This window comes from Vibrio sp. Vb0598, from assembly GCF_033338935.1.
In the GTDB taxonomy this organism is placed as follows: domain Bacteria; phylum Pseudomonadota; class Gammaproteobacteria; order Enterobacterales; family Vibrionaceae; genus Vibrio; species Vibrio alginolyticus.
The window spans coordinates 78,724-100,034 of the sequence record NZ_JAWOTP010000019.1; the positions used below are offsets into that span (position 1 = coordinate 78,724).

Below are 21,311 nucleotides of genomic sequence, written 5' to 3' on the forward strand. Positions count from 1 at the left end.
ATCGGGCTCTGGTTATTATTGTTTTACGTTTAAATCAAAAAGCTCTAGGTCCCACTGACGGTTACCACGCTTTAAAGTTACAAATTCACTATTAATGCTCGCGACGCGATAACCCTTAAATAGCTCGCCTTTTTCGACAAGTTTGTTATCCATAATCGCGATACAATCAGTACTTGGCTTACACACAATACTGTTGAGCTTAGGCAGTCGATACCGTTTAACTTTTGGTTTCGCTGACGTTTCAACCGCTGGCTTTTCCCAACCAAGTGGGGCCGTTGGGTCTTGGTTTGCCCAAGCGGTTCCTGCCGCTGCCATAACAAGCAATGAGATGATGAGTTTGTTAACCACCAATAAACTCCTCTCTAGATCCTAGTGTGTAAACTTCTAACACAAGCTTCGCTTTCGGGTACTCTTCGACTTTATAACTAAAGCTGCGCCAGTAATAACTCGCAGGAAGGCTCTCCAATTTATTCAGATAATTAGCAATAGAAAAATAGTCACCAGTCAGTTCCATACGAACAGGATGCACGTAGTAACCAGAGTATTGCGATGCTTCTTTATCTTCCGTTATTGGCTCAGATGGCAAGGTTTGCAGAGACAAAAGGTGAATGCCACTTTGCTGCTCCAACACATTTTCAAGCAGCTCAGCCATTTGCGAAGGTGTAATAAGATGCTCGATGATCTCCGCTAATTGCATCGAAAGATGCTGACTCTCAGCTAACAGATTAGATATCGCGCGATCAATCTCAGCATTTGGATCTTTCTTAAGTTGCGCCTGAATACGTAGCGTATCGATTTCAATCTTTTGATTGGCTTGCTTTAAATTACTTAGTTGCCTCTCATTACTGATGATCTCGTTAAGCTTTGGCTCCAATACCAGCGTAAAGAGCAACATGATCACGACAACTAAACCGCACAATGCGGTGAGCACTTTTTCACGCGTACTCATTTCGCCAAAGCGCCCTTCTAATGAGAGCCAGAATTCGTTCATTTCTCTTTATCCTCGCGCGTTTTTAGTTCAAACGTCACAATATCCTTATCATTTCGACCTATTTTGACGTCGTCAAACGTTCGACCAACCAAGCTAATTTCGTTTTTAAATTGGCTAACCCAATTTGGCACTGAGCTCGGTTGTTTCGCTAGCCCCTTCAGGTCTAAGGCATGGGTATTGATTCGAATTTCGGACAAAGAAATTTCTTGGTTTCCTAGCTTCGCTAATGATTGCATCACGCCAGAGTAACCCGTGCGTTGCGAGTCATCGTATTTCCCGACAGCTTTAAGCGAGTCTCGCTTCGCCTTGACTTCACGCTCTAAGCGGGCTTTAGCTGCCAGCTTATTATTGTCAGGTTGATGTTTACGTAGCTTGACTTGATAACGTTCAAGCTCTGACTTCATGATATCGCCTTTACTTTTTACAATAGCAATCTCATCTTCCAAACCGCTGCTCTGCCAAGTGACATAACCGTAAGAAAATAGAATTGCAGCCGCCGCAACGCCCCAAGATAACGCGATATTTTTTAGCGTCAGGAGCTCTTTTTTCGGTTTTAAGTAATCGGGATATAAGTTGACGCGTCGAGTATTTGAAGTAGCCGCAGTGTCAGCCAAAACATGTCCTGATAGCTCATGTTCTGGTGGTAATAACGGTGAAACCTTAGTACTTAAACGGTAATTCAGAGCCTGAACAAGCTCGCTCTCATCCTCTTCATCGCAGCACACTTTCAATTGATGTAATTGCACGTGGCGTAACTGAGATGAAAGATAATCAATCGAACGTTGCAGTTCTAACGACAGACTGTCCATCTGTAAATCGCTAGACGGAACCCCCGTTAACGGTGGCATCACACTGCGAATAGAGCGGTGGAACGCAATAGTATTTTCAACAAAAGCGCTTATACGGAAATGACCACGCACACTGCGTTGTAATAATAGGAAGTTTCCTAGTTCACCCGCAGTCTCTCCCCAAATATCGTCTTCAGGAAGAATGGCTTCTAATGGTAACTGGGCTCGGCTGGCCAGTAACACAATCTTATCCAATATTTTTCGCGATAAGACGTATGCTTGCACTTTGGTTGAATTCGGTAACTCGACCGCATCGGCAATAATGTCGATGGCACGCTCAGAGATCAGTTCTTTCAACAAAAACGGTAATGCAGCTGGCCATTCTTGACGCGGCATGACCGGTTTGTCGATTTGGTACATCTGGTAATAGTTATGAGAAAGAATAACCGTTAATGAATCATACGCACTCGCTGCAACGCTCAATGCTTGCTCAACGGCTTTTTCCCAATTGGACTCAGAAATATCAAATTGGTATGGACGACTACTTTTGATTGAAGATGATAAATAAACGGCGTCTGGCTGAATAACCAAAAAGCAGGAGCGACCACCACTAGATGATCGCTTAAGCTTGTCGAATAGTGCTTTGAAATCCATGATTATTATCTTTATTTTTTCCGCCAGCGATTTCGTCTTCCCAATTTAACTTGGGATTCTGATTGAGAATTCGGCAACGCTTGGGGACGAGGAAGAAACTGCTGCTCCGCAGAAAAGTAACGCCCTTGCCCACCATAAACCCCGAGCTCAATTAATGTGTTGAGCTCGTTCTGATTCTCAATTCCCACTGCTATAATTTTAGTTTTACTGTTTGCCGCCGCACCTAGCATACTGCGGACAAATAGCTGGTTTTCATGTCGTTGGTCGATTTTTGCTACTAAACTGCGATGAAGTTTAAGGTAACGAATATCCACTTCTTTTAAATAGTGAGTGCTGACGATGGTACGCCCAGCCTGCCCAACCATTAAGTGGCACCCCAAACCGGCCAGCATTTTAGCGACTGGTCGCATAAAGTCTAAGTGTCTTACAAATTGTGCTTCAACAAACTCAAAACTGAGACACTTTCTCTGCTCACGTGACAACTGTAAGAGTTCATCACGAAACCATTTAAAGTACTCTCGGTTAGAAAATGGCGTTACATTCAAATTGAGCGCATACGATCTTGAGTTATCAAAATTATCCTTAAACTCTCTTAAGAATTTATTAATAACCGACTTATCCATTTGCGCTTCATAACCAACCTGTCTGATCGCAGAAATGAACCGAGACGCTTTAACAATCCCATTCTCAGGATCGCGAATCCGACATGTTAACTCTTCATATAATGATTTTTTATGCGTCGCGTCACTTATTGGGTGCACAGATTGTGCGTAGAGTATCACACTTTCAGGTGTAAGTGCTGTGTCAAATAACGTTCTCCACCTCACACTTCCGCGAGCTTCTTCATCGTGGTTCCATTTTTTGAAGCGACTCCAATTATTGTTATTTTGTAGTTGCGCACTACGCAAAGCAGTCTCGGCTTCATCAATGATTTGGCTGTGTCGCTCACCTTCTTTATAAGTGGTGATGCCAATATGGCACCAGTTGTCTGGATCAAGTGGCTCTGGCGGCATTAACTTTTCTAACTGGCGAATGCATTGCGAGGCAAGGTTAGCCACATCTTTCGCACTTTGGTGCGGTAGAAAAAGCGCAAAATCAGCATCGTAATAACGGGAAAATACAACATCTGGGTATCGTTGAACTAAATTGGACAATAAACTCCCAACTTCAACAATAAACTCATCCGTAATTTGCTTATCTTGCTCTTCTTCAACCAGTTTCCAGTCTTGAATACGCACTAGCAACACGGCGCCGCGAGCCCCACTTTCTAGTAACGCCGATTCCAACTTGCTATCAAATAACACTCGGTTAGCGGTACCGGTTAGCTTATCAAGGAAGGTTTGAGTTCGAATAAAGGTATCAAATCGGCTTCGCTCTTGACGCGCATCTTGTAACTCTTCGATTAATACATCGAGCGCTTCACTGGCGGTGTAAGGCCATTCTTTTTTGTCACCTTTGGCATACTGCTCCACCCTACCAGCCAGGATCATTCTGCCTCGCTCTTCGAGCATTTCAGAGCCTTCTAATTGCTCTTTAAGCCATGCCACGCCGCGCATTAAGCAGAAGATGATCAATATAACGGCAAGCGTGATCGACCAAAGCGCCTGCATTGAGTAGCTGTAACCTAAGTAAGGGGGAATTGCTTTAAAGTGAATCGTGTAATCTTGATTGTGAGTCAACTGGTACTCAGCCTCAAACAAGACTGACGCTTCCATTTGATGAGAAGTATCTTTGAAGCGATAAACAACGGCGTTGTTGGTCGACAACGTCATTTCGACAATATTGGAAGCCTGCAGCATTTTCGGCATCCAGCGCTGCATAGAATAAGCGGCGTCAGGATCTTCCATCTCCTTGTCGACCACCTCTACGATCCCTTCTAAATAATGGGTGAGATATTCCTGCCCAAGACGTTTAAAAGAGAGGGTGCCACCGACAAACAAGATAAACATGGCGCAGATAACGATCATGGTGACAAAGGCCACCAGCCGTGTGCTTAACTTAAGAGTTGGGGTATACCTCATGAATACCAAATTCCTTTTTTATTCATCATATACCTTATTGAAATATTTATACTTGATAAGAGTTCATCAAACAATCGGATTAGTCTGATAGTGAGAGGCTGGAGCATAAAGAAAATCACACTCATTGATAAGTTTTATTGTTACGCCTAACCTTGCCAAGAGAAGCCTGTGAAATCATTAGATTGCGACAATAAAAAAGGCCGCGATATTCGCGGCCTTTTCGATTCAAGCATAAGCAGAATTTAGAACGGGATATCGTCGTCAAAATCCATTGGTGGCTCATTGTACTGCTGCTGTGGTTGCTGCGGAGCCTGTTGTTGTGGTTGCTGTTGCTGAGGCGCATTGTACTGCTGCTGAGCTGGCTGTTGAGGCTGACCCCATCCACCTTGTTGCTGCTGTTGACCGCCCATTGGTGCGCCGCCACCTTGAGCACGACCGCCAAGCATTTGCATAACACCATTGAAGCCTTGAACAACTACCTCAGTTGAGTAGCGATCTTGGCCACTTTGATCTTGCCATTTGCGAGTTTGCAGTTGCCCTTCAATGTAAACTTGAGAGCCTTTACGCAAGTACTCACCTGCTACTTCCGCAAGTTTGCCGAACAACACAACACGGTGCCATTCCGTTTTTTCGCGCTGTTCGCCAGTCGCTTTATCACGCCATGAATCAGAAGTCGCAATAGTAATGTTTGCTACTGCACCGCCATTCGGCATGTAACGAATTTCAGGGTCGTTACCTAGATTCCCCACCAAAATAACTTTGTTAATTCCACGGCTGGCCATGATGTGCTCCGTTTCACTCTGGATATATAAAATTTTAGCGCATTAGAATAGCACGCTTTAATGTTTTGATTAAAGTCTAATACCATTGTGATCTATTGAGTCATCCTCTAGAACCCAAATCGTATTTCAACTTACGTGTGTAGCATTTTTGATTCGCATTGCAGACATCGTTTCGTGAAGCTTTGAATTCGAACGCATTTATTCAGTAAAGCGATGGTTATGGCCTCTCTTTAATGCCAGTTTATGGCTTCTATTGAACCCAGGGAGATTGGAACACGTGAGAAAGTCGGCTTACGCAAGAAAGCTATTTCTGATCAGTATGGAAGATAATGCGCAAAAAAAAGTGGCGGCACTCGAAAAGTACGTTGATATGAGCATCCCGGTGATTTCAACCGCAGCACTCATGGAAGCCAAGCCACAACACCGTAATAAAATTCTACTGATCGACTTCAGTGAACATAAATCACTTGTTCAATCGATCAAAAACTTGCCTCTTGTATGGAAAAACTTTGAAACCGTTGTCTTCAACGTGCCTAAAAGACTAACCACAGATGAACTTCTTTCATTTGGTCAATTAAAAGGTGTGTTTTATTCTGAAGATACGCTAGAGCAAATTGGAGAAGGGTTAAAAGGCATTGTTAACGGTCAAAACTGGCTGCCGCGTAATGTAACCAGTCAACTTTTACACTATTACCGCAATGTCATTAATACTCATACTGCACCAGCTACGGTAGACCTAACCATTCGTGAGCTACAAGTACTGCGTTGCCTACAAGCTGGCGCCTCGAACAGTCAGATGGCCGAGGAGTTATTCGTCAGTGAATTCACCATCAAATCGCACTTGTATCAGATATTCAAAAAGCTATCCGTAAAGAACCGAGTACAGGCAATCGCCTGGGCAGACCAAAACTTAATGTCATGATGCAATGTGAGCGGCTCTGATAACTGAAATGACGAGTCGCTCATCTTTTTTCCGCACCGAGTCTCACATTTTTTCCTACTTTATTCATGATTCATTGATACCTCTCGTGTTAAAGTTATGCGCAGATTCTTGATAAAAACGAGATAGGATATTCCCCCAATGATAAAAAAATGTCTGTTCCCTGCTGCAGGCTATGGCACTCGCTTCCTACCGGCAACGAAATCTATGCCAAAAGAGATGATGCCAGTCGTGAACAAACCGCTTATTGAATACGGTGTCGAAGAAGCAATCCAAGCTGGTATGAACGGCATGTGTATTGTGACAGGTCGTGGCAAGCACTCGATCATGGACCACTTTGATAAGAACTACGAACTGGAACATCAGATTAGCGGTACCAACAAAGAAGAGCTGTTGGTAGATATCCGTGAAATCATTGAATCTGCAAACTTCACTTATATACGTCAACGCGAAATGAAAGGCTTGGGCCACGCGATTCTAACTGGACGAGAATTGGTAGGCGATGAGCCATTTGCTGTTGTTCTTGCAGATGACCTTTGTGTGAACGAGCAAGAGGGCGTACTGGCTCAGATGGTGGCACTATTTAAGCAGTTCCGCTGTTCTATCGTTGCAGTGCAAGAAGTACCAGCCGAAGAAACGCACAAATACGGCGTTATCTCTGGTGAAATGATCAAAGACGACATCTACCGCGTAGACGACATGGTAGAAAAACCAGAGAAAGGCACGGCGCCTAGCAACCTTGCTATCATTGGCCGCTACATCCTGACTCCCGATATTTTTGAACTGATCGAAAACACTGAACCAGGTAAAGGTGGTGAAATTCAAATCACTGACGCGCTGCTAAAACAAGCAAAAGCGGGCTGTGTATTGGCTTACAAATTCAAGGGCAAACGCTTTGACTGTGGTAGCGTTGAAGGTTACATCGAAGCAACTAACTATTGTTTTGAAAACCTGTATCTAAAAGATGAAAAAACCTCTGAGCTAGGTAAGCACGCAACACAAAAAGCAGTATAAAGCATCGTCTTAGTACGAAATTACTGTATCGAAAGCCCAGCACAACGCTGGGCTTTTTACTTTACTGTTTTTTTATCCAGTAATTTTCTTTGCACATTTCTCACACTATGTAATACTTGCCCCACTTGGTTATACATAGAGCAAAAACGATGGATAAAATAGAAGTTCGCGGTGCCCGAACCCATAACCTTAAAGACATTAATCTTACAATCCCTCGCGATAAACTGATTGTCATTACTGGACTAAGTGGCTCCGGTAAATCCTCTCTCGCTTTCGATACATTGTATGCAGAAGGCCAACGACGCTACGTAGAGTCTCTCTCTGCCTACGCTCGTCAGTTTTTGTCTCTGATGGAAAAACCCGATGTCGACCACATTGAAGGGTTATCACCTGCGATTTCTATTGAACAGAAATCTACTTCTCATAACCCGCGTTCAACCGTCGGTACAATTACCGAAGTCTACGACTACTTACGTCTATTGTATGCTCGTGTGGGCGAACCCCGCTGTCCAACGCATCATGCCCCTCTTGCCGCGCAAACCATCAGCCAAATGGTGGACAAAGTCCTAGAGATGCCGGAAGGCAGCAAAATGATGCTATTGGCGCCTATTGTCAAAGAACGTAAAGGTGAGCATGTTAAAACGCTTGAGAACTTAGCGGCTCAAGGCTTTATTCGTGCGCGTATTGATGGAGAAACTTGCGATCTTTCCGATCCTCCAACCCTTGAACTACATAAAAAGCACACCATTGAAGTTGTGGTAGACCGCTTTAAAGTTCGTCCAGACTTACAACAGCGCTTGGCCGAATCTTTCGAGACAACACTCGAATTATCAGGCGGAATTGCGGTTGTCGCGCCAATGGATGGCGACGGTGAAGAGATTATTTTCTCCGCCAACTTCGCTTGTCCACAATGTGGTTACAGCATGCAAGAGTTAGAGCCGCGACTTTTCTCATTCAACAACCCTGCTGGTGCATGTGGCACTTGTGATGGTTTGGGTGTGCAGCAATACTTCGATCCAAGTCGAGTCATTCAAGATGATTCATTAAGCTTGGCACAAGGTGCGATTCGCGGTTGGGATCAAAAGAACTACTACTACTTCCAAATGCTCACCTCATTGGCCGATCATTATGGTTTTGACCTCCATGCCCCTTTTAATTCTCTGCCAAAGAAAACACAAGATGTCATTCTAAAGGGCTCAGGTCGTACTGAGATTGAGTTTAAATACATCAACGATCGTGGCGATATTCGCGTTAAACGCCATCCATTCGAAGGTATTCTGAATACCCTAGAACGTCGCTATCGTGATACAGAATCCAACTCTGTCCGTGAAGAGCTTGCAAAATACATCTCCACTAAATCTTGTTCAAGCTGTGGCGGTACTCGTCTACGCCTTGAAGCACGTAACGTGTTTATTGCTGATACGACACTACCTGAGATTGTTGAACTCAGCATTGCTGATGCATTGGAATTCTTCCATTCCTTGAAACTGGAAGGTCAACGAGCCCAAATCGCTGAAAAAGTGATGAAGGAAATCAACGACCGCCTGCAATTCTTAGTTAACGTCGGTTTGAACTACCTAAACTTATCACGCAGTGCAGAAACCTTATCAGGCGGTGAAGCTCAACGTATTCGTTTAGCAAGCCAAATTGGGGCGGGTCTTGTTGGTGTGATGTATGTTCTGGACGAACCGTCGATTGGTCTCCACCAGCGTGATAATGAACGCTTATTAAAAACGCTCACCCATTTGCGCGATTTAGGTAATACCGTACTTGTGGTAGAACACGATGAAGATGCGATTCGCTGTGCAGATCATGTCATAGATATTGGTCCTGGTGCTGGAGTACATGGTGGTAATGTTGTTGCGGAAGGCACCATGGAAGAGATAGTCGCGAATCCGAATTCTCTGACAGGTCAGTACTTAAGTGGTGTTAAAGAAATCGCAGTACCGAAAGATCGCACGCCGCGAGATCCGAAAAAAACGGTTGAGCTATTAGGCGCTACAGGTAATAACCTTAAAAACGTTAACCTTTCAATTCCTGTTGGGTTATTCAGCTGTATTACAGGGGTATCTGGCTCAGGTAAATCAACACTGATTAATGATACTTTCTTTAAAATTGCGCATACCCAACTTAACGGAGCGACAACGGCTCAGCCTTCACCTTATAAATCGATTAAAGGTCTAGAGCACTTCGATAAAGTCATCGATATCGATCAAAGCCCAATTGGCCGTACACCTCGCTCTAACCCTGCAACCTATACGGGGATCTTTACACCAATCCGTGAACTGTTTGCAGGCACACAGGAGTCGCGTTCTCGCGGTTACAAGCCGGGCCGTTTTAGTTTTAACGTACGCGGTGGTCGTTGTGAGGCCTGTCAGGGTGACGGTGTTATCAAAGTAGAAATGCATTTCCTACCAGATGTTTATGTGCCATGTGATGTGTGTAAAGGTAAACGCTACAACCGTGAAACGCTCGAAGTACGTTACAAAGGTAAAACTATTGATGAAGTACTAGAAATGACGGTCGAAGATGCACGCACCTTCTTCGATCCAGTTCCTGCCATCGCTCGCAAACTACAAACACTGATGGATGTGGGTTTGTCGTACATACGATTGGGTCAAGCGGCAACAACACTCTCCGGTGGTGAAGCACAGCGTGTGAAACTGGCGCGAGAGCTATCCAAACGTGATACAGGAAAAACCTTGTACATTTTGGATGAACCAACAACCGGCTTGCACTTCCATGATATCCAGCAGTTGCTCACTGTACTGCACAGACTTCGCGACCACGGAAATACTGTCGTGGTGATCGAGCATAACCTGGACGTCATTAAGACTGCGGACTGGATTATCGATCTTGGTCCTGAAGGGGGTCAGGGTGGCGGCGAGATAATTGCTCAAGGCACTCCGGAAGATGTGTCGCAAATCGAGGGTTCGCACACAGCTCACTTCCTCAAGCCTATGTTGAAGTAGAAAAAACAGGTAAAGTATCGAGACCAGCAAGTGCTGGTCTTTTTTCATTCAAAACAACGCAATAACTATGGCTACTATACATGTAAGTGGAACAAAGCTTTCTCCCGAAAAAGTACAGGTTCCCCTCAATCGCAAGTTTCTCATTGCCTTGGCAACACTATTTGTGTTGGCAATGCACTTTTTCATGCCCAACCCCGGCGGTTCGGGGCTTTCGCTTTCGTTCAATGCGACAACTTGGATTGCTTTTAGCTTTGCATTAGGCATTGGGTGTTACCAACTCGCGAATAATCGAGTGCTACGTTACTCAAAACTAACCATCGGCTTGTTCATTAGTGCTCTTATCATGACAGTGCCCATTCTGTACCCAAATGCGAATAGCAGCTTGGCAGCCAATAAGCTCATAGGCCTGTGGTGTGGTGTCCTGTTCTTTATTGTTTTACAACAATTTCATTTCAGTAATAAACATCGCCAACGCCTATTATGGTTCATTGTCCTTGCGGTTGTTATCGAAGCCATTTTTGGTCTGACACAATATCTGTATCTCAAACCAGGCAATCCGTTTGGTTACGACACGGTGGCCAATCGTCCTTATGGTATTTTCCAACAGCCCAATGTAATGGCCAGCTTTCTTGCGACAGGGTTGGTGATTGCAAGTTATTTACTTGCACGTCAGCCCTACAAATACGATCGTAAGTTAAGCGATGTTTACCTTCTCTATGCCGTCCCAGTTTTAACTTTACCACTAATTGTGGCGTTGGCTTCACGCACTGGTTGGTTAGCCTCGGTCATCGCCGTGTTGTTGGTCATTCCATACATGTACCGCTTTGCAACCAAAGGGCGCTTTATCCGCTGGGTTGTGTCACTTGTAAGTGGGCTCTTACTCTCAGTCGTTGTCATGCATCTTGCCTTTCCTGATGGAGGTGGGTTAGCCGCAGAAAAAGTAAATATGGAGTCTCCTCGAGCGTATACTTTTCCGCAAACATTAGACATGGTGATTGAAAAGCCTTTTACTGGTTATGGATATGGCAAGTTTGAATCTGAGTACATGCTGTATACGGCTCGTCAACATGCCCTTAATGAGAATTACCCAGCAGGTTTGCCTGCCATGGATCATCCGCATAACGAGCTGCTTTACTGGGGAGTAGAAGGTGGCTTACTGCCAATACTCGGCATCTTCTTAGCGATGGCACTGGTACTGTATCGAATCTATCAAGCCAAACGCGGAACTCGTCTTGCGTTGCTGGCCTTGTTTATACCTATTGTATTGCACTCACAACTGGAATACCCTTTCTACCACTCTCTCGTGCATTGGTTGATCTTCGTTATCCTGCTGTACTGGGTCGATCAGCGCGTCTCTCGTTATCGACAAGTCGGCTTTAGTAATGTGACCAAAAGCTTGCTGCGTGTTTTTAGTTTGGTACTTCCCGTTGCGTTTACGTTTTACATGGTAAGCGCATTACATACGAACTATGTATTGACGAAGTTTGAGACCACTAGACCAACTAACCCTGATATTCTGAATCAAGTCAGTAACCCTGTGGTTTGGAAAGACAGGTTTGATTGGGATGTCTATAGCACGTTTTTAAACCTTGGGCTGTACCAACAAGACGCAACCTTGATTCAGCCTTATATCGATTGGTCGCTAAAAATCATCAAAGATAAGCCTCGCCCTGCATTTTATAATAATTTGATTTTGGCCTACCAAGGCTTAGATGACTCAAGTAAAGCGGAGCAAATTAGAGCTGAAGCGCAGTTTTTGTTCCCGAAGATTGATTTCAGTGACGTCAATTACCAACCACCTTCTCAAGCAATCTCTGCCTCACCAGCCCCCACTTCAGGAGCTGAGTAATAAATACCAAAAAGCGAAGGGATGACCTTCGCTTTTCTTTATCTCATTGCTGTATGATTTTATTCAGTGAGTGACTCTTCTAACGCTTTTAAGCACAGCGCAACGTTTTCAGATCGAGCGCCGTAACCCATTAAGCCAATACGCCACGCTTTACCAGCTAATGCCCCAAGGCCTGCACCAATTTCTAGGTTATAGGTTTCTAGCAAGTGAGCACGAACTTTTGCTTCATCAATTCCTTCAGGCACGTAAATCGCATTTAATTGTGGCAACCGATGGGCTTCGTCCACAACAAATTCAAAGCCTAACTTTTGTAAGCCATTTTTGAGTTTTTCATGCATCAGTTGGTGACGAGCCCAAGCGTTTTCTAATCCTTCATTTTTCAGTATCAATAAAGCTTCATGAAGCGCATACAAGCTATTAACTGGCGCCGTATGATGGTAACTACGCTTACCTTCTCCACTCCAATACCCCAAAACTAAACTCTGATCGAGGAACCAACTCTGTACTGGTGCTGTTCTTGCTTGAATCTTTTCAATCGCGGCAGGAGAAAACGTCACTGGTGAGAGCCCAGGTACACATGACAAACATTTTTGACTACCAGAGTAAACCGCATCCAGTTGCCATTCATCCACTTTTAACGGCACACCACCAAGCGATGTCACCGCATCAACAATAGATAATGCATTATGCTGTTTCGCCAGCTTACCCAATGCTTGAGCATCACTGACTGCACCAGTTGAGGTTTCCGCATGCACAAAAGCAAGAACTTTTGTATCTGGGTGCTGTTCGAATGCTTGCTCGACTTTATCAATGGAAACAGGCGTCCCCCATTCATCATCGACGATAACAACTTCACCACCAGCACGGACGACATTTTCGCGCATGCGTTCACCAAATACACCATTACGGCAGACGATCACTTTATCGCCTTTCTCGATCAAGTTTACAAAGCAGGTTTCCATCCCTGCACTACCAGGCGCTGAAACCGCAATAGTGAACTCATTGTCAGTTTGAAAGGCATACTTCAATAGCTGCTTGAGCTCATCCATCATACCGATAAACAGAGGATCAAGGTGACCTACAGTAGGACGGCTTAGTGCTTGTAACACTTGAGGATAAATATCAGAAGGACCAGGTCCCATTAAAATACGGTGAGGTGGAATAAAGCTTTGGATCGACATGTCAGCTCCTTGATTATCTTTTATCCTGAGCATTCTAAAAGTTCTATTCAATAAGATGGCTCAGGTGCAGGGTTCTTCACCCTAATAGATTTTTCCTCTATCAGCAATTAGCCGTAAGTATGGAGGTCAAACCAGTGTCACAAAATCGTTAATAAAAAACACCATAAAGGTTGAAATATTGATTGACATTAAGGCCTCAAAACCGTTCAATGTTTGAGCTTTATGTAGAAGAGGAGCGCTACCCAGGTAGATGATTTGTGGAACCGCAATTCCAACACCAATCATTGAGGGGGAGTAGTGCCGAGGTAAGTCAAAGTTGCAGGATTTGACTTGTCGGTTGAATTGGGCTGAATCCCATCAACTGTCATCAGCGCAGTCTGATGAAGGGCTTCTGAGGGTAAATTTTTCAAATAGCATTCTAAATACCTCTCTTTTTGCTCTGTTCCTTTTCTCACTAAACATTGGATGTACAATTTTTTAGGAAGTCGTGGGAGAACGCAGTGAGCGCATTTAACGTAGCTAAATTCGGTGGAACCAGTGTTGCCAACTTTGAGGCAATGAGTCGTTGCGCCACCATTATCGAAAACAATCCAAATACTCGCCTGGTCGTGAGCAGCGCTTGCTCTGGCGTCACCAACCTATTGGTAGAACTCGCCAACGGTGTTCAGGATCAAACGCACCGTACTGAGCTGCTGCAAAATCTGGCCAACATTCATGACGCCATTTTAACTCATCTCGAAGACAGCACGAAAACTGCTGCCGAGGTGTATGGCATATTAGATACCGTAACCAGCCTGGCCGAGGCTGCATCTATCCAAGCTAGTGCGAAGTTAACCGATCATTTAGTCGCATGTGGCGAACTCATGTCGACGCATATTCTAACTCAGTTAATGTGTGAGCGAGGCATTCAGGCTGTGCGCTTTGATATCCGCGATGTGCTGCGTACTGATGACAACTTTGGTCGCGCGGAGCCAAACATTGAAGCAATTTCGACGCTTGCGCAAGATAAACTCGTACCACTTTGCCAACAATCCGTTGTTGTTACTCAAGGCTTCATAGGATCTGACGAAGCCGGTAATACAACAACACTAGGTCGAGGAGGCAGCGATTACAGCGCCGCCTTAATTGCTGAGAGCGTCAAAGCGGCAGGGTTAGAAATCTGGACTGATGTTCCGGGCATCTACACAACAGACCCGCGAATTGCGCCAAAAGCCTCACCAATTCCTGAGATCAGCTTTAGTGAAGCTTCAGAAATGGCTAACTTTGGCGCTAAAATCCTTCACCCTTCTACGCTAGTACCTGCATTGCGCCACGACATTCCGGTATTTGTGGGGTCATCGAAAGAGCCTGAAAAAGGGGGAACTTGGATTCGCCACCAAGTCGAAAGCTCACCGTTATTCCGTGCGCTAGCTTTGCGTTGTAACCAAACCATGGTAACGCTACGCAGCGCCAATATGTTCCACGCATACGGTTTCTTAGCAAAGGTCTTTGAGATCCTTGCAAAGCATAAGATCTCTGTCGATTTGATCACGACATCTGAAATCAGTGTATCGTTAACACTTGATCAAACTGATACATCTGGCGGAGCACCACAGCTGCCGCAAGCTGCACGAGAAGAGTTAGAAGAGTTATGTAAGGTAGAAGTTGAACATGACCTATGCCTCGTTGCTCTCATTGGTAACAACATGAGTGAGAGTAAAGGCTACGCGAAACAGGTTTTTGGCACGCTAGAAGATTTTAACCTACGCATGATTTGTTATGGCGCTAGCCCTCACAACTTATGCTTCTTGCTCCATGAATCGGTATCGAAGCAAGCCATACAAAAACTCCACACTGAGTTGTTTGAGAAGTAAGTTCAACTCAATAAAACAAAGGGCTGCGTATCTGCAGCCCTTTGTCGTTTCATTAGTTGTTACATTTGGACGAGGTAAACATCAATTTAACCGTTAATGTTTGGCCCTAACCATTTTTCAGCCTCGATCCTATCCCACCCCTTACGATCGGCGTAACTCTCTAGCTGATCTTCTTGGATCTGTGCGATCGCAAAGTAACGTGAGTCAGGATGAGAGAAATACCAACCAGAGACTGACGCGCCCGGATACATTGCATAGCTGGAGGTTAGAGTCATGCCAATATTCTCTTCCACATTAAGTAGCTCCCAAAGCGGTCCTTTTTCAGTATGCTCAGGGCACGCTGGATAACCTGGTGCAGGGCGAATACCTTGGTATTTTTCACGAATGAGATCATCGTTAGATAAATCTTCATCCGCAGCATAACCCCAAATTTCTTTACGGACACGCTCATGCAAATACTCAGCAAACGCTTCGGCTAGGCGATCCGCCACCGCTTGAATCATAATTGCGTTGTAATCATCTCCCTGTGCTTTGTATTCATCAGCAAGCTCTCGTTCACCAATACCACCAGTGACAGCAAATGCCCCTATCCAATCATGCTTACCCGACTCTTTAGGTGCGATGTAGTCGGATAAACAATAGTTGAATCCTTTTGGTTTCTCGGTCTGTTGTCGCAAGTTACGTAATACTTTCACAACGTCGGTACGAGTTTCATCAGCATAAACTTCAATGTCGTCCCCCACGCTCGCAGCAGGGAATAAGCCACACATTCCACGCGCTTTTAACAGGCCTTCTCGCTCAACTCGATCAAGTATCTCGTTGGCATCTTCGAATAAACGTTTTGCTTCTTCACCAACTTCTTCATGTTGGAAAATTGTTGGATACTTACCCACAAGTGACCAAGTCATAAAGAATGGTGTCCAATCGATGTATTGACGTAATATAGCCACATCAAAATCATCGAAGATATGAATGCCAGGCTTAACAGGCACTGGAGGAGTATAAGCTTCCCAATCGATCGCAACTTTATTCGCTCGAGCCGCTTCTAATGTCACTGGTTTGGTTCTCGGTTTCTTTCGATTATGTTGATCACGTACTCGTTCGTAATCAGCTTCAAGTTTTTCAACAAATTCAGGGCGACGTTCATCTGACAGAAGAGAAGTACATACGCCCACTGCACGTGAGGCGTTGTTCACGTAAACCACTGGATGCTTGTAATTTTGCTCAATCTTAACTGCTGTATGGGCTTTTGACGTTGTTGCGCCACCGATGAGAAGAGGTAAGTTAAAGTCGAGACGCTCCATCTCTTTTGCAACATGCACCATTTCGTCTAATGAAGGCGTGATCAACCCTGATAAACCAATAATATCGACGTTTTCTTCTTGCGCTACTTTTAAGATCTTTTCGCAAGGAACCATGACACCAAGATCGATAATTTCGTAGTTATTGCACTGCAATACAACGCCAACGATATTTTTCCCGATATCATGTACATCACCTTTGACCGTCGCTAGCAAAATCTTACCGTTTGTTTGTCCCACCTGCTTTTCTGCATTGATGTAGGGCTCGAGATGCGCGACTGCTTGCTTCATCACTCGGGCAGATTTTACGACCTGAGGAAGGAACATTTTACCTTCACCAAACAAGTCTCCGACGACGTTCATCCCATCCATTAGTGGGCCTTCAATCACCTCTAATGGCTTTGAAGCTTTGACACGAGCCTCTTCGGTATCATCAACGATGAACTCAGTTATTCCTTTCACTAACGCGTGCTCTAAGCGCTTTTCAACAGGCCAAGTTCTCCACTCAAGTGCAGAGGCATCCTCCTCTTTACCTACCCCTTTGCCTGCATATTCCGCCGCGATATCTAACAATCTCTCAGTGGCGTCATCACGACGGTTAAGAACGACATCTTCCACAGCCTCACGCAATTTTTCAGGCACGTTATCGTAGATTTCTAACTGACCCGCATTCACAATCCCCATATCCATACCATTTTTAAAACAGTGATAGAGGAACACCGCGTGAATCGCTTCACGTACATAGTTATTGCCACGGAAAGAGAATGAGACGTTAGAAACACCACCCGATATCATCGCATGTGGTAAATCACGTTTGATATCGCCAACGGCTTCAATGAAATCCACCGCGTAGTTATTATGCTCCTCGATCCCCGTAGCAATGGCAAAAATGTTTGGGTCAAAAATGATGTCTTCTGGTGGAAAGCCCACTTCATCAACAAGAATTCGGTAAGCGTTGGTACAAATTTCTACTTTGCGCTCACGTGTATCTGCTTGCCCAATCTCATCAAACGCCATCACAATCACAGCCGCACCGTAACGGCGGATCAACTTAGCTTGTTCAACAAATTTCTCTTTGCCTTCCTTGAGTGAGATCGAATTAACAATGCCTTTGCCTTGGATGCACTTAAGACCGGCTTCAATAACCTCCCACTTGGAAGAGTCAACCATGATTGGTACTTTTGAGATTTCAGGTTCTGACGCACAAAGGTTTAAAAAGCGAACCATACAAGCTTGTGCATCCAACATGCCTTCATCCATGTTGATATCGATAATTTGAGCGCCATTTTCAACTTGTTGACGAGCCACATCGAGCGCTTCATCGTACAGCTCTTCTTTAATTAAGCGCTTAAAACGCGCAGAACCGGTTACATTCGTACGCTCACCGACATTGATAAATAAAGAGTCTTTATCAATAGCGAGTGGCTCCAGGCCAGACAAGCGACAAGCAACGGGAAGTTCAGGTAATTGACGAGGGGCGATATTTTCAACCGCGAGTGCCATTTGGCGAATGTGCTCAGGAGTTGTACCACAACACCCACCAATCAAGTTTAAAAAGCCACTTTGAGCCCACTCTTTAACATGCTTAGCCATATCTTCTGGCGACAAATCGTATTCGCCGAATGCATTCGGAAGCCCAGCATTTGGGTGAGCGGAAACAAAAGATTCTGATATACGAGAGAGCTCTTCAACATAAGGACGCAGCTCATCTGGACCAAGTGCACAGTTCAAACCAAACGAAATCGGTTTAACATGACGTAATGAGTTGTAAAACGCTTCTGTGGTTTGACCGGATAATGTCCGACCGGAAGCATCAGTAATAGTCCCCGAGATCATCACAGGTAACTCAATACCCATCTCTTCAAACACACTTTCAACAGCAAATGAACAAGCCTTAGCGTTAAGCGTATCGAAGATGGTCTCGATAAGAATAAGGTCAGAACCACCTTTAATTAGAGCACGAGTCGATTCAGAGTAAGCCTCAACTAACTCGTCGAAAGAAACATTTCGATATCCGGGGTCATTTACATCAGGAGAAATAGAACAAGTTCGGTTCGTCGGCCCTAAAACCCCTGCGACATAACGCGGCTTATCGGGTGTTTTTGCGGTCCATTCATCTGCAACTTCACGTGCAAGATTGGCTGCTGCAAAGTTAATTTCTTCACTCAGGCTTTCCATCTCGTAGTCAGCCATCGCAATGGTTGTTGCGTTAAACGTGTTGGTTTCGAGAATATCTGCACCCGCTTCTAAATATGCAGCGTGAATTTCCTTGATAAGTTGAGGCTGACTTAGAACCAACAGGTCGTTGTTACCTTTTAGATCACAATGCCAATCCGCAAAGCGCGTTCCTCGATAGTCTTGCTCTTCAAGTTTGTATCCCTGAATCATGGTCCCCATACCACCATCAATCAAAAGAATACGTTGCTTCAATTGAGCTTCAATCTGTTGTCTTACGTTACTTCCCACAGTACAGCCTCATTCCTTTAGTTATCTTTCCATCCTATCACACAAACTTCAGGAGTCTAGACGTCTAAACGTAGAATTAATGATTATTTTATCTCCTTTTTAACTTGCAAAATAATCACGAAAAAATGTTTGCTATTTAAGCAGCATCAGCCGAGAATTCCATTCATAAAATGTTACAAATAGAGAGCTCTATGTCGGTCTATCATACTTTATGTTTTCTATCCGCAGCTGCGATGCTAATTGCTTTTGTAAACAGCAAGATAGGAAAGATGCAAACCACCATTGCGATTACCGCAGGTTCAATGGTGCTTTCACTTCTAATCTTAATTGCGGGTCAAAACAACTGGTTCCATCTCACCGAAATTGCGACGGAGACGGTCACAAGGATTAACTTCGAAGATTTCTTGCTCAAAGGCATTCTTGGCTTCTTACTATTTGCTGGTGGACTAGGCATCAAACTCCCGAACCTTAAAGATCAAAAGTGGGAGATCACTGTTTTAGCCCTTGGAGCCACACTGTTTTCCACGTTCTTTATTGGATTTGCGCTGTATGGGTTTTGTCAGTTAATTGGCATCCAATTTGATTTGGTCTACTGCTTACTATTTGGTGCTCTAATATCGCCAACTGACCCAATCGCTGTATTGGCTATTGTTAAAAAACTCGATGCTCCCAAACGTATCTCCACTCAGATTGAAGGAGAATCGCTCTTCAATGATGGCTTCGGTTTGGTTATCTTCGTCACTCTATTTACGATTGCATTTGGCACTGAGGCACCAACTGTAGGTAGTGTCACCTTACTCTTCATCCAAGAAGCTATCGGTGGTATCACATATGGTTTCGTCCTCGGTTTGCTATTCCACTACTTGATCAGTGCCACCGATGATCACTCAATGGAATTGTTACTTACCATTGGTGTCCCAACAGCAGGTTACGCATTTGCTGAATACATCCATGTATCAGGCCCACTCGCGATGGTTGTATCCGGTATTATGATTGGCAACTGGACACGCTTTATTGGCTTTTCAAAAGAGAGTGAAGATCACCTTGACCATTTTTGGGAGCTTGTTGATGAGTTCTTGAATGGCGTGTTATTCCTACTGATCGGCATGTCGATGCTGCTATTTGAATTCCACAAAGAAGACTGGATTATGATGGCTATTTCAGTCCCTCTTGTACTAGCAGCTCGCTATTTAAGCGTATTTCTCTCGTACATTGGCTTTAAGCGTTACAGAAAATATAACCCGTGGTCAGTACGTATTTTGACGTGGGGCGGCTTACGCGGGGGCCTTGCATTGGCAATGGCACTTTCCATTCCATCTGGTATTTGGGTGATTCAAGATAAGTTAATCGATGTAAAAGAGATTATTCTTGTAATGACCTACTCCGTCGTTGTTTTCTCTATCCTCATTCAAGGCTCAACAATCACCCCAATGATTGAAAAAGCAAAAGCAGAAGAGAAGAAGATGGAAGAGAACAACCAAGCAATAACCACTCCGGAACATACGGAGCCAGTGGACTCTTAAAGACACGTAACTTAATAAATAAAAAGCAGCTACCTAGCTGCTTTTTTCATAACTAATTTTCAGACTCCCCTTCAAGGACGAATGCTCCTTATTCTTTGATATACCTTCAAATATACGAAGAATCGCTACGCTGCATTTTCATAGATACTAACTATTGCCGATAGATAGTATTCATAGACGTGCCTTTTAATTTACCCATTTATCACTTCTCTTCTCTTGGCAATATAGGCTCCTCGCAAATATCAAAGCTAAACTTCCACAATACTTAGCAATGAGCGAGTTTGTATTTTTATGAGAAAGAGACATTTAGGGTGATTGCGTTCAGAACCCAAACAGGTTAGCAATCTCACCAAGATAAAACTGAGCTAGCATTCAGGTAGATCAAAGCCTTAACAGAAATTTAGTCCCCCTCTCTCTTGATCTCAGTGAGACTAAACTTGTATTCAAAGTCGTCCTGTTTTCAAAATTGGAACAAGTGACACCTCAAACAATTAAACTCTGTCACATAACTAGATTTTCTAATATCGAATAAAAGGAGCTTTGGTGAATGAAGAGGCTCAAAACTAGCGCTCGAGACTGCAGAAACCACACAAAACTGCGTTCCACTTCACTCATAACAGGGCTTAGAAAGCATAGCCAGAGGGAAGCCTGCCTCTCGATGCAAGGTTTCAATATGAAAGTGGATTTAAGGTAAGTCGGGGAACCAAAACGAAAAAAGCCTCAGTCTTTTGACTGAGGCTTAATATAAGTGGCGGAGTGGACGGGACTCGAACCCGCGACCCCCGGCGTGACAGGCCGGTATTCTAACCAACTGAACTACCACTCCGCAGTGGTATCACTCGCTTTAATAAGCAAGTGTCCGCTTTTGTCTTCACTTTTCGAAAAAGTGAAAATAAAACTAAAGCCTGGCGATGTCCTACTCTCACATGGGGAAGCCCCACACTACCATCGGCGCTATTTCGTTTCACTTCTGAGT

General features: G+C 44.3%; 13 protein-coding genes, 1 tRNA gene and 1 riboswitch. Of the genes, 6 read left to right on the forward strand and 8 right to left on the reverse strand.

Features of this window, described 5'->3' with window-relative positions:
- Nucleotides 1-15: 15 nt before the first annotated feature.
- The 5 genes from R7Q38_RS17860 to R7Q38_RS17880 all read right to left on the reverse strand — a co-directional run bounded on the left by R7Q38_RS17860 (nt 16) and on the right by R7Q38_RS17880 (nt 5,236).
- The gene (locus R7Q38_RS17860) at nt 16-348 is read right to left on the reverse strand and encodes a hypothetical protein (RefSeq protein ID WP_005381196.1); all 333 of its coding nucleotides are present in this window, start codon (nt 346-348) and stop codon (nt 16-18) included.
- Complete coding sequence (gene gspM, locus R7Q38_RS17865; protein ID WP_005381197.1) at nt 341-991, reverse strand: type II secretion system protein GspM; 651 nt, start codon at nt 989-991, stop codon at nt 341-343. Before gspM ends, R7Q38_RS17860 begins: the two co-directional genes overlap by 8 nt.
- Nucleotides 988-2,433 carry an MSHA biogenesis protein MshI gene (locus R7Q38_RS17870; protein WP_239938508.1) on the reverse strand — a complete coding sequence of 482 codons (1,446 nt, stop codon included), beginning with the start codon at nt 2,431-2,433 and terminating at the stop codon, nt 988-990. The genes gspM and R7Q38_RS17870 overlap by 4 nt, the downstream gene beginning before the upstream one ends.
- A gap of 11 nt (nt 2,434-2,444) precedes the next feature.
- Nucleotides 2,445-4,454 carry an RNase E specificity factor CsrD gene (csrD, locus tag R7Q38_RS17875; protein WP_005381201.1) on the reverse strand — a complete coding sequence of 670 codons (2,010 nt, stop codon included), beginning with the start codon at nt 4,452-4,454 and terminating at the stop codon, nt 2,445-2,447.
- 242 nt (nt 4,455-4,696) lie between these two features.
- On the reverse strand, nt 4,697-5,236 hold the full coding sequence (locus tag R7Q38_RS17880) for a single-stranded DNA-binding protein (protein ID WP_005387798.1): 540 nt from the start codon (nt 5,234-5,236) through the stop codon (nt 4,697-4,699).
- 277 nt (nt 5,237-5,513) lie between these two features.
- Here R7Q38_RS17880 and R7Q38_RS17885 point away from each other — a divergent pair, with 277 nt between their 5' ends.
- The 4 genes from R7Q38_RS17885 to R7Q38_RS17900 all read left to right on the forward strand — a co-directional run bounded on the left by R7Q38_RS17885 (nt 5,514) and on the right by R7Q38_RS17900 (nt 12,011).
- Entirely contained in the window at nt 5,514-6,158 is a 645-nt protein-coding gene (locus R7Q38_RS17885; protein WP_005381237.1) for a LuxR C-terminal-related transcriptional regulator, read from the forward strand.
- 159 nt (nt 6,159-6,317) lie between these two features.
- Nucleotides 6,318-7,190, forward strand: a complete 873-nt coding sequence (gene galU / locus R7Q38_RS17890) for a UTP--glucose-1-phosphate uridylyltransferase GalU (RefSeq protein WP_005381239.1) — start codon at nt 6,318-6,320, stop codon at nt 7,188-7,190.
- A 149-nt stretch (nt 7,191-7,339) separates the two neighbouring features.
- A complete protein-coding gene (gene uvrA / locus R7Q38_RS17895; RefSeq protein WP_005381241.1) occupies nt 7,340-10,162 on the forward strand; it encodes an excinuclease ABC subunit UvrA in 2,823 nt (940 codons plus the stop codon).
- 67 nt (nt 10,163-10,229) lie between these two features.
- Nucleotides 10,230-12,011: a PglL family O-oligosaccharyltransferase gene (locus R7Q38_RS17900; RefSeq protein WP_047103670.1), complete on the forward strand. Its 1,782-nt coding sequence runs from the start codon at nt 10,230-10,232 to the stop codon at nt 12,009-12,011.
- Nucleotides 12,012-12,070: 59 nt separating this feature from the next.
- Here R7Q38_RS17900 and R7Q38_RS17905 read toward each other — a convergent pair whose 3' ends face one another.
- Nucleotides 12,071-13,192 carry an alanine--glyoxylate aminotransferase family protein gene (locus tag R7Q38_RS17905; protein WP_318114306.1) on the reverse strand — a complete coding sequence of 374 codons (1,122 nt, stop codon included), beginning with the start codon at nt 13,190-13,192 and terminating at the stop codon, nt 12,071-12,073.
- A gap of 220 nt (nt 13,193-13,412) precedes the next feature.
- Nucleotides 13,413-13,591: riboswitch (Lysine riboswitch) on the forward strand.
- Nucleotides 13,592-13,692: 101 nt separating this feature from the next.
- Here R7Q38_RS17905 and lysC point away from each other — a divergent pair.
- A complete protein-coding gene (gene lysC, locus R7Q38_RS17910; protein ID WP_167415483.1) occupies nt 13,693-15,045 on the forward strand; it encodes a lysine-sensitive aspartokinase 3 in 1,353 nt (450 codons plus the stop codon).
- 86 nt (nt 15,046-15,131) lie between these two features.
- Here lysC and metH read toward each other — a convergent pair whose 3' ends face one another.
- Nucleotides 15,132-18,812: a methionine synthase gene (gene metH / locus R7Q38_RS17915; RefSeq protein ID WP_318114307.1), complete on the reverse strand. Its 3,681-nt coding sequence runs from the start codon at nt 18,810-18,812 to the stop codon at nt 15,132-15,134.
- A 191-nt stretch (nt 18,813-19,003) separates the two neighbouring features.
- Here metH and R7Q38_RS17920 point away from each other — a divergent pair, with 191 nt between their 5' ends.
- Nucleotides 19,004-20,335 carry a cation:proton antiporter gene (locus R7Q38_RS17920; protein WP_053306797.1) on the forward strand — a complete coding sequence of 444 codons (1,332 nt, stop codon included), beginning with the start codon at nt 19,004-19,006 and terminating at the stop codon, nt 20,333-20,335.
- A 749-nt stretch (nt 20,336-21,084) separates the two neighbouring features.
- Here the strand turns inward: R7Q38_RS17920 and R7Q38_RS17925 are convergent.
- Nucleotides 21,085-21,161 (reverse strand) — tRNA-Asp (locus R7Q38_RS17925).
- Nucleotides 21,162-21,311: the final 150 nt, after the last annotated feature.

Bases quoted from the DNA above. Each gene is read 5' to 3' on its own strand.
- gspM (WP_005381197.1), bottom strand. From the start codon at position 991: ATGAACGAATTCTGGCTCTCATTAGAAGGGCGCTTTGGCGAAATGAGT.
- R7Q38_RS17870 (WP_239938508.1), bottom strand. From the start codon at position 2,433: ATGGATTTCAAAGCACTATTCGACAAGCTTAAGCGATCATCTAGTGGT.
- csrD (WP_005381201.1), bottom strand. From the start codon at position 4,454: ATGAGGTATACCCCAACTCTTAAGTTAAGCACACGGCTGGTGGCCTTT.
- R7Q38_RS17880 (WP_005387798.1), bottom strand. From the start codon at position 5,236: ATGGCCAGCCGTGGAATTAACAAAGTTATTTTGGTGGGGAATCTAGGT.
- galU (WP_005381239.1), top strand. From the start codon at position 6,318: ATGATAAAAAAATGTCTGTTCCCTGCTGCAGGCTATGGCACTCGCTTC.
- uvrA (WP_005381241.1), top strand. From the start codon at position 7,340: ATGGATAAAATAGAAGTTCGCGGTGCCCGAACCCATAACCTTAAAGAC.
- R7Q38_RS17900 (WP_047103670.1), top strand. From the start codon at position 10,230: ATGGCTACTATACATGTAAGTGGAACAAAGCTTTCTCCCGAAAAAGTA.
- R7Q38_RS17905 (WP_318114306.1), bottom strand. From the start codon at position 13,192: ATGTCGATCCAAAGCTTTATTCCACCTCACCGTATTTTAATGGGACCT.
- R7Q38_RS17920 (WP_053306797.1), top strand. From the start codon at position 19,004: ATGTCGGTCTATCATACTTTATGTTTTCTATCCGCAGCTGCGATGCTA.